Genomic DNA, 14,108 nt, shown 5'->3' with positions numbered 1-14,108 from the left:
CCACCCCTGCGCCCCCACCCCCTGACGTTCACCCGGCCCCTGCGGCCCCATTCCCTTGCGTCCAGACCGCTGGGGCGGTGGCACCGCGCCCTTGCCTTCACCCGGCCCTGCGCCCCTACCTGCTTCGTCCGGACTGCTGGGTCGGCGGCACCGCGCCCTTGCGTTCACCCTGCCCTGCGGCACCGCGCCCTGGCGTTCACCCTGTCCTGGGGCCCCCCTGACGTGCGGACCACTGGGCCGGTGGCACCGCGTCTCTTCGTTCGCCTCGCCCTGCGCCCCGTGCGTCGGTGATCACCTCGTCCGTATGCCATCCACCCGGGGCCGCCGCTGGAGGGTGAGTCTCTGCGTCGGGGGATTCCTGTCCGGCCTCTGAAACGCCCACCGGCCGAGCACGTGGGTGCTCGGCCAGTGGTTGTTGAGTTATCGGTGCGGTGGAGGTCAGCGGCCGCCGTTGTAGGGGCCGTACGGGCCGTCCGAGCTGCTGCCGCGGCGGCCCTTGCGGGGGCCGGTGACCCGGCGGACCGCCGGGCGGACGTCGACCATGTAGACGATGGCCGCGATCAGGCCGATGATCACCAGGAAGAACAGGCCCGCCGGGATCAGGTTCACCACGACGGCGAGGCCGAGAATGATCAGCCAGAACGGCTTGGTCTGCTTGTCCGCGGCGCGGAAGGCGTCCTCGCGGCGGAAGGCCGCGTCACCGAAGGCGAACACGGTGAAGAGCAGGATGGCCAGGTAGAGCCAGCTCAGTAGGTCATGAAAGCCCTGTACCAGCACGCCGTCCTCCACCTCGAGTCGTGACCCTCGCCGTCACCGTACCCGGACAACGAGCCGGGCACGCAGTGCGTGCCCGGCTCGTCCGTCGTCCCAGCGGGTTACTGGGGCTTCTTCGCCGCGGCGGGCTTGCGGGCCGCGGGCTTCTTGGCCGGGCCGGGCTTGGCCTTCTCGGAGGCCACCACCGCGCCGACCGTGGGCTCGGGCTTGCGCTCCGGCTCCGGCTCCACGGCCACCGCGATCTCGGTGATCTCCTCGGCGGCGTCCCCGCGCCAGGTCTTCACGGCGCGCTGGCCCCGCTCGGCGAGCTCGTCGTAGGTCTCACGGGCCTTGACGGCGTACTCGGCGGCGCGGCCGACGCCCTGGAGGGCGAAGTCCTGCGCGTTCTGGCCGAACTTCTTCAGGTCGGAGTCGAGCGAGCCCCACACCTCGTTGACCTTGCTCTGGATGGTGACCTGCGCCTCCTTGGCCTGCTTGGTCACCCGCTCCTGCACGGCCTTGGGGTCGGTGGACCGGACGGCCGCGATGCGCTCCGGGGCCTCGGCGCGGAACTTCTCGAGCAGCGCCGGCACCTCCTTGAGCTTCTCGGCCGCGAGGTCCGCGGTGCCGGCGGCGGCGTAGAGGGGGGTCGGGTCGGTGAGCGTCTTGCGCAGGTCGTCGGTGATGGCCATGGAGATGGTCCTCCTGCTATCAGGTCGAGGGTCGGGTGGCTTCGTCGTCCGTCACGAGCCCGTTCTCCTTGCGGAAGGACTCGTAGATCTGCAGCAGCACCTGCTTCTGCCGCTCATTGATCGTCGGGTCGGTGAGTATCGCGCTCTGCACCTCGAGCCCGTCCCGGTCCTTCTCGTCCAGGATCCCGGCCTGTACATAGAGGGTCTCGGCGGAGATCCGCAGCGCCTTGGCCAGCTGCTGGAGGATCTCGGCGCTCGGCTTGCGCAGGCCGCGCTCGATCTGGCTCAGATACGGATTCGACACCCCCGCGGCATCGGCGAGCTGGCGGAGCGACAGCTGCGCGTTGCGCCGCTGGTCCCGCAGGAACTCGCCGAGGTTGCCGACGTTGAGTGAAGCCATGCCTCGATGCTGCCTCACTCTTGCTAACTTTTGCAAGCAGGCGCTTGCAAAAGTGGTGTGACGGCTGTGTTTCCGGGGCGGTCGGGTGTGGTTGTCCTGCCTCCGCGAGGTGTGGGCAGCCCCCCGCAGGCCCAGCCTTGGCCACCGATGTCGGTGGCATCAGCGAGGATCTCGGGCATGACGTCGTCCGCTGCCGATTACGGTGTGGTTCGAGGAACGCTTCCCCGACCTCGCGGAGGCATACTGCTTCACCCTGGTGCACAGGTTGCGGCCTTCAGAGGTTCTCCGCCGTCTCCAGGGACGGGACGAGTCTCCGCGGACCGGGGCGGAGCAGCTGGTGGAGGCGGCCTTCGGCCTCCTGGACTCCGACGACGCCCGGCAGCTGATCGCTATGACGGCCATCGGAGACTGGACGCTGCTGATCGAGCCCAGCGGCTGTCTCGGCGTCACCGAGGAGAAAGCCCTGCCGGCATCCGCCGGCACCAGTTGGATCTCGCACTTCGTCGACATCAACGGCGCCGACTCGTTTCTCTGGGCCGAGGACACGATGAACCGCCTGGCCTTCGAGCCCGGATTCCCCGACAGCCGATGGGGAACGGCCCCCGACGAACTCCTGAAGGTCATGCACGACATCGGCTTCCAGTTCTGGGAGGAGACCTCCGACACCGCGCAGAACCTGTCCGCACCAGCGGCGTTCGCGCCGGCCGAGCATCTGGCCGGCGTCCGCATCACACCGGAACTCCTTCAGGAGGCGACCTTCACCTGCGGCAGCGCAAAGATCGGGTGACCCGGTCCGGTGGGCGGTCCCGCTCGTTCGCACGGGTGGGACCGCTGTGTTCCCGGACGGGCGAGTGGAGGCTCCTGTCCGGGGCTGTGTTGTTCGCGTGCGGTGCCGTTCCCGGTGTGACCGCTCCGGTCGGCCGGCCGTGGGGGGCCGGCCGACCGGGGCGGACCGTGGTCCCGGGGCAGGTCAGGCTGTCGTGTAGTACCGCTTGGAGCTGAACTTGCCGTGGGTGTTGAGCACCCGCAGCCACAGCTCGATCTTCTCGTTCTTCCGGGTGTCGGTGCCGTTGAGGCTGCACCGCTTGGTCTTCCCGGCGCCTTCGGCCTTGCATTCCAGGGCCCCGCCCGGCCACCGCTTGTTGAACACGACGACCTCCGCCCAGGCGTTGTCGGTCTTGGTGTCGGTCACCGTCAGGGTGTTGCTCTTGTCGATGTAGGCGAACGATCCGCCGGTGATGCTCCCCGTTCGGTCCGCGGCCTGCGCGCCGGTCTGCGTCCCCAGCACCAGTCCCGTCGCGGCGGCCAGCACCGCCGCCCCGCGGATGATCTTCTTCATGCGAGTGTGCGCCCTCTCTTCGGTCAAGTATGAGCGCGATCATGGTAGTTGGCTTGTTTGCGGGGGTCGCAGGTGGCCGGTAGGGGACTGCTGGTGACCGCGATGCGGCTTGCCCGCGTCGGCGGCTGTGGCCCCCAGGGGCACAAACCCCCTGGGGGGCCGGGCGGGGGGCCTGCATAGGATCCGCTCATGAGCGATCGGACGCCGTTTCCCGCCCCGGGTCGCCCGCCGGGCCTCGAGATGTCGGCCGTTGCGGTCCGCCCGGACGTCGCCGGCCGCCGGCATCGTCCGGGTCGGCCGGCCGCCGGCCCGGGACCGGCCCGGCGGACGTGGCCGGGCGCGGAATGAGTGCCGTGGGCGCGGAACCGGGACTGCTCGTCCTCACCCCGCAGTACACCTCCACGGGAGCGCTCCTCGCGCAGGCCGCCGCGGGCCGCGGGCTGGCGGTCGAGCAACTGCCGCCGTCCCGTACGGTTCCGGACCGCCTCCGCGAGCTGCGTCCGGCCCACCTCTACGGCGGTCCGCTGTTCGCCGCCGCCGTGGCCCCGCAGCTCGGGGTGACGCTCCTCGAACCGGCCGCCGACTGGCTGCTCTCCCTGCCGCGCCGCTTCACCGGCCGGACCATCCGCGAACTCCCGCTCTCAACGGCCCGGGAGCTGCCGCACGCGTTCTTCGCCAAGCCGCCGGTGGACAAGACCTTCGCGGCGGACGTCTACCCCGACGGGCAGGCCCTGCCGGACCATCTGCCGGCCGGCACGCCGGTCCAGGTGAGCGAGATCGTCACCTTCGCCGCCGAGTTCCGGCTCTTCCTCCTCGACGGTGAGATCCGCACCGGCAGCCGCTACGCCACGTACGGGCGTCTCGATCCGGCTCCGCTCGCCTCCTGCCCGGAGCGCGCGGAGGTGGAGGGCTTCGTCCAGGAGCTGCTGGCCGCCCACGGGTGGACGCTGCCGCGCGCCTGTGTGCTGGACGTCGGCCGGGTCCTGGGCCGCCAGGGACTCGAGGCCCAGTGGGCGGTGGTGGAGGCGAACATGGCGTGGTTCAGCCATCTCTACGCCTCGGATCCCGAGCGGGCGCTGGACGTGGTGTTGGAGTCCGCGGTCCCCGCACTGGACGAGCACGGCTGAGGCTGAGCGACCACGGCTGAGGCTGAGCGAGTACGGCTGAGGCCGGGCAGGGCCGGCTCCGGTCCCGCCCGGCCTCAGCCGGAAACCTGCCCGGCCTCAGCCGGAAACCTGCCCGGCCTCAGCCGGAAGCCCGCCCGGCCTCAGCCGGAACGAGGTGCGGACGAGGCCGGCGCGAGGCCGGAACGAGGTGCGGACAAGGCCCGCGCGGGGCCGGAAGCGGTGTCAGAACACGTCGGGGCACCAGGGGCGGCGCGGGGTGCGCAGCAGGGTGTCCGCCAGGGCGGCGGCGCCCGGGCGCTCCTCCGTGACGCGGCCCAGTGCCGTCAGCCGGACCGCCGACTCGTCGCCGAGGTAGAGGCTGCCCAGCTCGGTCATGCCCAGCGTCAGATCGGCCGAGGCGGTGGTCGGGGTGCAGGTCGCGCCCTCCGGGGAGGCGTCCAGCCGGAAGCGTCCGGCGGCCAGGCCCAAGGGGTCGTGGACGTCCAGTACCAGCGAGCCGGTGGCCGGGTAGGTGCGGGCCTCCAGGGCGCGCGGCACGTCCAGCAGCCGGATCCAGAGCCAGTCCGCGGCTTCGACGGTCCGGGCGGCGCGGGGGTCCGGCAGCAGCAGCGGGAGGAGGTCGTCCGGGGCGCGGAAATTCGTGGTGACCTCGGTGATCCAGTCGATCGACAGCAGGAAGTGCCACAGCGCCCGTTCCGCGGCCGGGGTGGCCGCGACGAGGTCGCTCACCGTGGCGCGGCAGTGCGGCTGCTTGTCCGTCCAGTGGTCGTCGGTGCTGTAGGTGAGGAGCCCGTCGACCCGGCCGTCCGCCGAGCGGTACAGCACATGGAACGGCTCCTTCCACGGCGCGGAGGGGAGACGGATGTCGCCGGTGTTGATCCGCCACCACCGTTCGTCGCGGTCGACCGCGCCGTGCTGGCGGGCGCGCAGCCGTTCGTGCAGCTCCGGGCCCAGCTTGCGGACGTCCGTGCCGTCCACCAGGTCCACCCGGCCGCCGTCGTCCGGGCCCGACCAGCGCGGGTCCAGTCCCGCCCGCCCGACGTCGATCCGCCACCGGGAGGCCCAGGTGGCCGGGCCGAAGCCGTACCGTCCGTAGATCGGGTACTCCGCCGCGATCAGGGTGGAGACCACATCGCCGCGCTCCTTGGCGCGGGCCTGGTCCTCGGCCATCATCCGGCTGAGCAGCCCGCGCCGACGGTGGGTGGGGGAGACGGTCACATTGGTGACCGCGTCGGCCGGCACGGCCGCGCCGCCCACCACGGTGAGCTCCTGGGAGAAACTGCGGAACGTGCCGACGCACCGGCCCGCGTCGAAGGCGCCCCGGGTGCGGTCCGGGTCGATGCCCGCCCGCCGGGCCTCGGCCTCCTCCTCCACACCCTCCTGCGGCCGGAGGAACCCGGTGAACACGGCGCGTATCCAGTCGGTCAGATCGGAGTCGGCGATGGTCCGGATATCGAGGCTCATGTCTCCACGCTAGGTGAGCCCGCCACGCCCGAGCACATGATTTTCCGGGCGCCGCCCGGCCCCGCGTCCGCCCCCGCAGGATCGGCGGGCCCGGGCGCCGGCAGCCCTGCCCCCGGTCCGTGATCAGGCCGTTCCGTGATCAGGCGAGCAGGTCGTCGACCTGGGCCTCGCCCGCCCGGTACCGGCGGGCGATCTCCGCGCTGCAGTCGTCCGCCGTGCGCTGGAGCTGCTGCCGCCGTCGGGACAGCTGCTGTTCGCAGCGGGCGAGCCGGCCCATCGCGCCGTGGAGCTCCTCGTCCGTCCGGGACTCCAGGTCCGACAGTTCGACCTCGGCCAGCATGTCCTCGGCCAGCCGCTGGGCCTCCTCGCCGTGCGGGGTGCGCAGCGAGACGTGCCGGGCCGAGCGGTTGCGGGCGGGGCCGTCGGCCAGGATCTCCGGCAGCCGGTCGACGACCGGCGACTCCGGGGCGGCCCGCCGCCCCTGCTCGGCGCCGAGGATGTCGATCCGCCCCTGCAGCAGCCGCCGCACGTAGCTGAGATCGGCCTCCTCCTGCTGCGACTCGCGGCGGAGCGCCCGGAGTTCCGGGAGGCGCAGCTCCCGGAGCTCGTGCCGCGGTGTGTCGGACAAGGAGGTGGTCCTCTGCGTCGGCGGGCGCGTGGTGGTGGTCGTACGGGCTGTAGGTACGGGACCGGGTGTCTTCCCGGCTCCAGGTGTGCTCATGCGTATCCGTCCCCTCGTCCGGTGCGGCGCCAGGTCACCGACGTGCGCACCGCCTGTGAGCATCGTGCCACTGTGCGCGCTGCACGTGCATCGGCACCGCACCTGATGGGACCCGGACGGGTGCAGGGCATGATGGTCCGTATGCGTGCAGTGGTGCAGAGAGTGAACGGGGCCGCGGTCGTCGTGGACGGCGAGACGGTCGGCGAGATCGTGGGTCCGGGCCTGTGTGTGCTGGTCGGGGTCACCCATGAGGACACCGCGGCCACCGCGGCCCAACTGGCGCGCAAGCTCTGGTCCGTGCGGATCCTGGAGGGGGAGAAGTCGTGTTCGGACCTCGATGCACCCCTCCTGGTGATTTCGCAGTTCACTCTCTACGGTGATGCCCGCAAGGGCCGCCGGCCGACCTGGAACGCGGCCGCGCCCGGTGAGGTCGCCGAGCCGCTCGTCGACGAGGTCGTCGCGCAGCTGCGGGCGCTGGGCGCGCAGGTGGAAACGGGCCGGTTCGGAGCGGACATGAAGGTCTCGCTCACGAACGACGGCCCGTTCACGGTGCTGCTGGAGGTGTGAGGCGCGGGGGCCCGGTCGCGGACCGGGCCCGGCGCGGCGGTGGGAAGGTCACTTGACCGAGCCGGCCATGACCCCCTGGACGAAGTGCCGCTGGAAGGCGAAGAACACGGCCACCGGCACGATCAGGGACAGGAACGCCCCGGGCGCCAGTACGCCGATGTTGCTGCCGAACTGCCGCATCTGCGACTGCAGGGCCACCGTCAGCGGCTGGGAGTCGCTGTCGGCGAAGATCAGTGCGACGAGCATGTCGTTCCACACCCAGAGGAACTGGAAGATGGCCAGGCTGGCGATGGCGGGCCGGCCCAGCGGCAGGACGAGTTGTACGAAGATCCGCCATTCGCCGCCGCCGTCCATCCGGGCGGCCTCCAGCATCTCCTGGGGGAGTTCCGCGAAGTAGTTGCGGAGCAGGAAGACCGCGAACGGCAGTCCGTAGGCGACGTGGAAGAGGACGACGCCCGGGATGGAGCCGAAGAGCCCGAGCCCGCCGAGCAGCTTGGCGACCGGCAGCAGCCCGACCTGGACGGGCACGACGAGGAGGCCCACCACGATCAGGAAGATCCAGTCCCGGCCGGGGAACTCCAGCCAGGCGAAGGCGTAGCCGGCCAGGGCCGCGACCACGACCACGATCACGGTCGTGGGCACCGAGATCAGCACGGTGTTCCAGAACGCCTGGACGATGCCCGCGTCCTTGAGCAGCGCGGTGTAGCTGTCGAAGGAGAGCCCGCCGGGGTCGGTGGCGGCGTGCCACCAGCCGGTGGTGGCGTTGTCCTCCTCGGAGCGCAGCGAGGCGAGGAAGAGCCCGAGCGCCGGGGTCAGCCACAGCAGTCCGATGATCGCCAGGACGGCCTGCACCAGCCCGCCGCCGGCCCACTGCGCCAGCCGGGCCGCCGGCCGCTTCCGGGGGGTGGCGTGGAGGGTGGTCATTTCTGGCTCCTGCGGAAACGTCGGATGTTGAAGACCATGGCCGGGACCACCAGGAGCAGCAGCAGGACGCCGAGGGCGCTGCCGAGCCCCTGGTTGTTGCCGCCGCCGAAGGACACCAGCCACATCTGCATGGCCAGGACGTTGGCCTCCTGCTGCACCGGACCGGGGGCGATGATGTAGACGAGGTCGAAGACCTTCATCACGTTGATCACCATGGTCACGAAGACCACGGTCAGCACCGGGGCGAGCAGCGGGACGGTGATCCGCCGGAAGATCTGGCCCTCGCTCGCGCCGTCCATCCGGGCGGCCTCCAGTACCTCGCGGGGCAGGGCGGCCAGTCCGGCGCCGATGAGGACCATGGCGAATCCGGTCCAGATCCACAGGTAGGCGCCGATGATCGCGGGGGTGACGAGGGCGGGGCCGAGCCAGGCGACGCCCTGGTAGGGCTCGGCGAAGTTCGCCGCCGGGAGCCGCAGGGCGTAGCTGCCCGGCCGCAACCCGGTGAGCCGGTACGAGCCGTCCGCGGCCGTGGTGGCCTTGGCGGCGACGGTGCCGTCGCGCACCGCTTCGACCGTCATGCCCGGCAGTCCGCGCTCGGCCGGGTCGACCCGGCCCGGCTTTCCGCCGCCGCCGGGGGTGAAGTCGACGTAGAGGACGCCCCGGAGTTCGCTGCCGGACGCCTTCGCGGACGCGGCGCCCTTCGCCGGCTTCGCCTTCTTGGGGAGGTCCTTCGGCGGGACGCCGACCAGGCCGAGGGCGGTCGTGCTGCCCGGGCCGAGGTTCGGAGCCGTCCGGTAGGAGCCGTCCTGCTGTTTCGTCAGTCCCTGGCCGGGGCGGGGCCGGGCGGTGGGGAACGACGCCCCCTGGTCGAAGGAGTCGTGCACGCCGACGGCCACCGCGTTGAGCACGCCCCGCTCGGGGTCCTGCTCGTAGACGACGCGGAAGATGATGCCCGCGGCGAGGAAGGAGATCGCCATCGGCATGAACATCAGCAGCTTGAACGCGGTGGCCCAGCGGATCTTCTCGGTGAGGACGGCGAGGACCAGGCCGAGGCCGGTGAGCAGCACCGGGGCGACCACGACCCAGATGGTGCTGTTGCGGATCGCGGTGAGGGTGGCCGGGTCGCGGAACATCTCGGCGTAGTTCTCGCCGCCGACGAAGCGGGTGCCGCCGGCGTCGAAGAAGCTGCGGCCGACGGTGAACAGGATCGGATAGGCGACCAGCGCGCCGAGCAGCAGCAGCGCGGGCAGCAGGAACAGTCCGGCGATGAGCCGGCGTCGCCGGGTGGCCCGCCGGCGGGGGTCGCCCCCGGTGCCGCCCGTTGTCGCGGGCGGCACCGGGGCAGCCGTGCCGGGCACGGCGGTGTCGGGCGGAGCGGTGGCTGGCATCGGGAGGTCTCAGTCCTTGTAGGCCTTGGCCGCGGCGGCCTCGAGCTTCTTCGCCGTGGCCGCGGGGTCGGAGGGGTCGCGCAGGAAGTCCTGGAGGGCCTTCCACTCACCGGCGCCCTGGGTTCCGCCGAAGGCGGCCGGGGCCTGGTCGGACATGTCGAAGCGGACCGAGTCGCCCGCCTTCACCAGCGACTGCGCGGTGCGGCGGCTGGTGGCGTCGGCGTAACTGCCGGGGTCGAGCTTCTCGTTGGGGGAGATGAAGCCGCCCGCCTTCGCCCAGATCTCCGCGGCCTCGGGCGTCGCCAGGTACTCGACGAGCTTCATGGCGGCCTTGGGGTTCTTGCCGTCCTTGAGCACGGCCGCCGCGTCACCGCCGCCGACCACCGGGGCCTTGCCCTGGTCGACGGCCGGGAACGGGAAGAACTTGGCGTCCGTGCCGACCTTCTTCTTGAACTGCCCGGAGATCAGGCCGCCGACGAAGTCGCCCTCGTAGACCATGCCCGCCTTGGGGCTGTTGCCGAAGACCTGCTCGACGGACTCCGGGAAGTCGGTGCGCAGGGCGCCCGAACCGCCGCCGGCGACCAGGTTCTTGTCCTTGAAGAGCTTGCCCAGGGTCGTGAGGGCCTTGACCACCGTGGGGTGGGTCCACGGGATCTTGTGGGCGGCCAGCTTGTCGTAGTTCTCCGGGCCGGCCTGGGAGAGGTAGACGTTCTCGAACCAGTCGGTGAGCGGCCAGCCGGCCTCACCGGCGACGGAGAAGGCGGGCAGGCCCGAATCCGCGACGGTGCGCCCGGTCTTCAGCAGCGCCTGCCAGCTCTTCGGGGGCGTCACCCCGGCCGTGTCGAAGGCCTCCGGGCTGTACCAGACCGTGGACTTGTGCGAGGCCTTGAAGTAGAGGCCGTAGAACTTGCCGCCGACGCTGCCGTAATCCCGCCACACCGGCGCGAAGTTGATCCCGGCCTTGTCGTACACGTTCGCGGAGAGCGGCTGCAGCCAGCCCTTCTCGGCGAACTGCTTGAGCACGCCGACCTGCGGCACCATCACCACGTCGGGGGCGTTGCCGCCCTCGATCTTGCTGCCGACGACGGTGGAGACGTTGTCGCCGGTGGAGACGAAGTTGACGGTGGCGCCGGTCTTCTCGCCGAAGGCGTCCAGCACCTTCTTGAAGTTCTTCTGCTCCACACCGGTCCAGACACCGGCGACAGTGATCTTCTGGCCCTTGAGCTCCTGGTTCTTGGAGCTCGCCGGGCCGGTGGTGCCGCCGCAGGCGGTGGCGGTCAGCGCGAGGCCGAGGGCCAGCGCGCCGGAGGCCGCGGCGGTGCGTCGTCTCGGGGTACGGCTCATGCTGTGGGTCCCTTCGGGGATGAGGCGGGTGGGAAGAGCGGTGCGGTGGTGGACGGGTCGCTGATCCACCAGGCGGCGGTGGAGCCGGGGAGTGTCCCGGGCGGGCAGTCGCCGCTGGCCAGCAGCGGGGTGCCGGTGACGGGAGCCGGGGCGGCCTCCGTCCCGAAGTTGACGGCGCACACCAGTCCGTCGCCGCGGACGAACGCGAGGACCTGCGGCGGTGTCTCCAGCCAGCGCAGGGTGCCTTCGCCCAGCTGGGGCAGGCTGCGCCGCAGTTGCAGCCCGTCGCGGTAGAGGTGCCAGAACGAGCGGGTGTCGGCCAGGGCGCGGTCGGTGGCGTGCTCGGCGAACCACTCCGGCTGCGGCAGCCACGGCCGGGCGGCGCCGGCGCCGGAGGTGAAGCCGAACGGGGAGGCGTGCCCGGTCCAGGGCAGCGGCACCCGGCAGCCGTCGCGGACGAACCGGCGGCTGCCGGTCCGGTGGAAGATCGGGTCGGTGAGGACCTCGTCGGGCAGGTCGACGACCTCGGGCAGCCCGAGCTCCTCGCCCTGGTAGACGTAGGCGGCGCCGGGCAGGGCCAGCATCAGCAGCGCGGCGGCGCGGGCGCGGGCCGGGCCCAGGCCGCTCGCCTCCCCGCTGGGCTCGCCGGCGTAGCGGGTGACGGTCCGGACCTGGTCGTGGTTGTTGAGCACCCAGGTGACGGTGGAGCCGGTGCCCGCGATGTCCCGCATCGCCTCGGAGATGGTCTTGCGGAACGCGTCGACGTCCCACTGGGCGCTGAGCAGGTGGAAGAAGAACGCCTGGTGGAGCTCGTCGGGGCGGACGTACTCGGCGTGTTCGCGGGCGGTGGGCACCGAGACCTCGCCGACGAGCAGCCGGTCCAGGCCGTCGCGGGCGGTGTACTCCTCGCAGACCGCGCGCCAGTCCCGCCACACCTGGTGCACCTCGGGCTGGTTCCAGGCCAGCGGGTTGACCGAGTCCCGGGACCGCTCGTCCGCCTCCGGGTCGGGGGAGTCGGGCAGCTCCGGGTGCTTGTGGAGGCCCGCGGCGACGTCGATGCGGAAGCCGTCCACCCCGCGGTCGAGCCAGAACCGCAGCACCTCGTCGAAGTGCTCGCCCACGGCCGGGTCGCGCCAGTTGAGGTCGGGCTGCTCGGGGGTGAAGAGGTGCAGGTACCAGGGGCCGGGCTCGCCGTCCGGCTCGGTGATCCGGGACCAGGCGGGGCCGCCGAACATGGCCCGCCAGTTGTTCGGCGGGAGTTCCCCGTCCGCGCCCCGTCCGGCGGCGAAGTGGAAGCGGGAGCGGGCCGGGCTGTCCGGGCCGCCCGCCAGCGCCTCGCGGAACCAGGGGTGGGCGCTGGAGCAGTGGTTGGGGACGATGTCGATGAGGACCTTCAGCCCGAGCCGGTGGGCGTCGGCGACCAGCAGGTCGAACTCGGCGAGGTCCCCGTAGACCGGGTCCACGCCGGTGTAGTCCGCGACGTCGTAGCCGTGGTCGTGCTGCGGCGAGGGGTAGAACGGGCTGAGCCAGATGCCGTCCACCCCGAGCTTCTTGAGGTACGGCAGGCCCACCCGGACCCCGGCGAGATCGCCGATGCCGTCGCCGGTGCTGTCGAGGAAGCTGCGGACGTAGACCTGGTAGATCACCGCATCCCGCCACCAGTGCTGTGTTGCGGCGGCCGTGGCTATGAGCATGTCCCGTTGCCCTGTCTGACTCGAATGCGGCTGTCTGACTCGATTGCGGCCTCGATCAGTCGGCCGCGGTTGTGCATGCATGTTAAGTAGGCGTGTCGAACGGGTGTCAACGAGTCTGCAGGCAACGGATGGATAACTGGTCCGATATGTCCGCTAAATGGGGAGGGTTCAGGGTTGTGGATCAAGGAAAAGGGAGAGGCTTCTACTTAACGAGTAAGTAGAAGCCTCGGTGGGAGGGGGCGGAGTGTCAGCCGCGGCGGGCGATCGCGTCGAGTTCGGCCCTCAGCCGCCGCAGGGCGCCGGCCGGGCTCTGCCGCTGGGCCATCGCGTCGTGGACGACCGCCTGGACGGCCAGGTTCACCTGCTCGTACCGCGGGCTTTTGGGCCGCGGCTTCGCGGTGAGCAGGCTCTTGTGCAGGGTGGGCAGGTACGGGAATCTGCGCACCAGTGCCGGATCCCGGTACAGATCCGCCCGGGCGGGCGGCAGCGAGCCCTCGGTGAGGACGCGGCGCTGGACGCGTTCGCTCGTCAGGTAGCGGATCAGTGCGGCCGCCGACTCCGGGTGCCGGGAGTTGGTGTTGACCGCGAGGTTGGAGCCGCCGAGGATGCCCGCCCCGGGTCCGTCCGGCCCCGGCAGCGGCACCACCCCGAACTTCCCCGCCACCTTGGAGCCCTCGGCGCCCGCCAGCGGGTAGGCGTACGGCCAGTTGCGCAGGAAGAGCAGCCGGCCGTTCTGGAACGCCCGCCGGGACTCCTCCTCCTTGTAGCCGAGCGCCTTCCGGGGGATCCAGCCCTCCCGCACGCCGCCGGTGAGGAACTCCAGCCCGGTGCGGGCGGCGGGGGAGTTCACCGTGACCCGGCTGCCCTCGTCGGCGAGGATCGAGCCGCCGGCGGACTGCAGGGCCTCGGCCGCGTTCACGGTGAGGCCCTCGTAGGGGAGGAACTGCCCGGCGTAGCCGTCCAGCCCGTACCGGGGGGCGACCGTCCGGGCCAGCCGCCGCAGTTCGGACCAGGTGCGGGGCGGCTTCTCGCCCGCCTTGTCGAGCACGTCCTTGCGGTAGTAGAGCAGGCCCGCGTTGGTGACGTAGGGGACGGCGTGCAGCCGGCCGCCGAAGGTCGCGGTGTCCACCACCGGCGGCAGGAAGCGCTTCAGCGGGAAGCGGCGGCCGTCGAGCGGGGCGATCCAGCCCGCGGCGGCGAACTCGGAGGTCCAGGCGACATCGATGTTGAGCACGTCGAACCGGTCGCTGCCGGAGCGCAGGCTGGTGGACATCTGGGCGCGGACCTCGTCCGCTGCCTCCGGGAGCTCGACCAGGGTCACCTTCTCCGCCGGGTGGCCGCGGTTCCAGTCCGCCAGCACCCCGCGCAGATAGCCGGTGAGGTCGCCGCCCGTCACCAGGGTCATCGGCCCGCGTCCGCCGGTGCCGCCCGCGGACGCGGTGGCCGGCCCGCCCGCACCGGCGTAGCCGGCGGCTATCAGCGCCGCCGCCAGGAGCCCCCTACCCGCGGCTCGCGCCCACCGCATAGGTTCCTCCTTGTGCGCCGGCACCGGTCAGGCGTGCCCGGCGTCGGGCACCTGTATACCCGTTAGGCATGCGCGATACTAGACGTCGCAGCAAGGTCCGGGGAGCGATCCGGCTCACAGGCGGGGCGGTCTGTGGCGGCCATCGAACGGGCCACTAACGAGTAGGTACG

At 71.7% G+C, this 14,108-nt stretch carries 14 protein-coding genes; 3 read left to right on the top strand and 11 right to left on the bottom strand.

Annotation, left to right across the window (positions count from 1 at the left end; genetic code table 11):
• Positions 1 to 438: 438 nt before the first annotated feature.
• From AC3EQ1_RS29140 to AC3EQ1_RS29130, 3 genes are all read right to left on the bottom strand, one after another.
• Positions 439 to 777: a DUF2516 family protein gene (locus tag AC3EQ1_RS29140; RefSeq protein ID WP_351515042.1), complete on the bottom strand. Its 339-nt coding sequence runs from the start codon at positions 775 to 777 to the stop codon at positions 439 to 441.
• A 98-nt stretch (positions 778 to 875) separates the two neighbouring features.
• The gene (locus tag AC3EQ1_RS29135; protein ID WP_432097314.1) at positions 876 to 1,445 is read right to left on the bottom strand and encodes a hypothetical protein; all 570 of its coding nucleotides are present in this window, start codon (positions 1,443 to 1,445) and stop codon (positions 876 to 878) included.
• A 19-nt stretch (positions 1,446 to 1,464) separates the two neighbouring features.
• Complete coding sequence (locus AC3EQ1_RS29130) at positions 1,465 to 1,845, bottom strand: helix-turn-helix domain-containing protein (protein WP_351515044.1); 381 nt, start codon at positions 1,843 to 1,845, stop codon at positions 1,465 to 1,467.
• A gap of 202 nt (positions 1,846 to 2,047) precedes the next feature.
• On the opposite strand from AC3EQ1_RS29130, the gene AC3EQ1_RS29125 reads away from it, so the two are divergent.
• Positions 2,048 to 2,632 carry a DUF6461 domain-containing protein gene (locus AC3EQ1_RS29125; protein WP_432097313.1) on the top strand — a complete coding sequence of 195 codons (585 nt, stop codon included), beginning with the start codon at positions 2,048 to 2,050 and terminating at the stop codon, positions 2,630 to 2,632.
• Positions 2,633 to 2,815: 183 nt separating this feature from the next.
• On the opposite strand, the gene AC3EQ1_RS29120 is transcribed toward AC3EQ1_RS29125, so the two are convergent.
• The gene (locus tag AC3EQ1_RS29120) at positions 2,816 to 3,184 is read right to left on the bottom strand and encodes a hypothetical protein (RefSeq protein WP_432097312.1); all 369 of its coding nucleotides are present in this window, start codon (positions 3,182 to 3,184) and stop codon (positions 2,816 to 2,818) included.
• 353 nt (positions 3,185 to 3,537) lie between these two features.
• Here AC3EQ1_RS29120 and AC3EQ1_RS29115 point away from each other — a divergent pair, with 353 nt between their 5' ends.
• The gene (locus AC3EQ1_RS29115) at positions 3,538 to 4,311 is read left to right on the top strand and encodes an ATP-grasp domain-containing protein (RefSeq protein ID WP_432097311.1); all 774 of its coding nucleotides are present in this window, start codon (positions 3,538 to 3,540) and stop codon (positions 4,309 to 4,311) included.
• Positions 4,312 to 4,533: 222 nt separating this feature from the next.
• On the opposite strand, the gene AC3EQ1_RS29110 is transcribed toward AC3EQ1_RS29115, so the two are convergent.
• Positions 4,534 to 5,775, bottom strand: coding sequence for a GNAT family N-acetyltransferase (locus AC3EQ1_RS29110; RefSeq protein WP_432097310.1), 1,242 nt, complete (start codon positions 5,773 to 5,775; stop codon positions 4,534 to 4,536).
• 139 nt (positions 5,776 to 5,914) lie between these two features.
• Complete coding sequence (locus AC3EQ1_RS29105; protein WP_388852666.1) at positions 5,915 to 6,496, bottom strand: RsiG family protein; 582 nt, start codon at positions 6,494 to 6,496, stop codon at positions 5,915 to 5,917.
• A 141-nt stretch (positions 6,497 to 6,637) separates the two neighbouring features.
• Between AC3EQ1_RS29105 and dtd the strand changes: the two genes are divergently transcribed.
• The gene (gene dtd / locus AC3EQ1_RS29100) at positions 6,638 to 7,063 is read left to right on the top strand and encodes a D-aminoacyl-tRNA deacylase (protein WP_351515054.1); all 426 of its coding nucleotides are present in this window, start codon (positions 6,638 to 6,640) and stop codon (positions 7,061 to 7,063) included.
• Positions 7,064 to 7,111: 48 nt separating this feature from the next.
• On the opposite strand, the gene AC3EQ1_RS29095 is transcribed toward dtd, so the two are convergent.
• The 5 genes from AC3EQ1_RS29095 to AC3EQ1_RS29075 all read right to left on the bottom strand — a co-directional run bounded on the left by AC3EQ1_RS29095 (position 7,112) and on the right by AC3EQ1_RS29075 (position 13,938).
• Complete coding sequence (locus tag AC3EQ1_RS29095) at positions 7,112 to 7,987, bottom strand: carbohydrate ABC transporter permease (RefSeq protein ID WP_432097309.1); 876 nt, start codon at positions 7,985 to 7,987, stop codon at positions 7,112 to 7,114.
• Positions 7,984 to 9,375: a carbohydrate ABC transporter permease gene (locus AC3EQ1_RS29090; protein WP_432097308.1), complete on the bottom strand. Its 1,392-nt coding sequence runs from the start codon at positions 9,373 to 9,375 to the stop codon at positions 7,984 to 7,986. The genes AC3EQ1_RS29095 and AC3EQ1_RS29090 overlap by 4 nt, the downstream gene beginning before the upstream one ends.
• A gap of 9 nt (positions 9,376 to 9,384) precedes the next feature.
• The gene (locus AC3EQ1_RS29085; protein ID WP_432097307.1) at positions 9,385 to 10,719 is read right to left on the bottom strand and encodes an ABC transporter substrate-binding protein; all 1,335 of its coding nucleotides are present in this window, start codon (positions 10,717 to 10,719) and stop codon (positions 9,385 to 9,387) included.
• Entirely contained in the window at positions 10,716 to 12,413 is a 1,698-nt protein-coding gene (locus AC3EQ1_RS29080; RefSeq protein ID WP_432097306.1) for a glycoside hydrolase family 13 protein, read from the bottom strand. Before AC3EQ1_RS29080 ends, AC3EQ1_RS29085 begins: the two co-directional genes overlap by 4 nt.
• Before the next feature lie 247 nt (positions 12,414 to 12,660).
• Positions 12,661 to 13,938, bottom strand: coding sequence for an ABC transporter substrate-binding protein (locus tag AC3EQ1_RS29075; RefSeq protein ID WP_432097305.1), 1,278 nt, complete (start codon positions 13,936 to 13,938; stop codon positions 12,661 to 12,663).
• Positions 13,939 to 14,108 lie beyond the last annotated feature (170 nt).

The sequence above is a fragment of the Streptomyces sp. bgisy100 genome, assembly GCF_057709105.1.
Note: the sequence above shows the minus strand (reverse complement) of the source record. Positions and strands in the feature narration are given on the sequence as shown.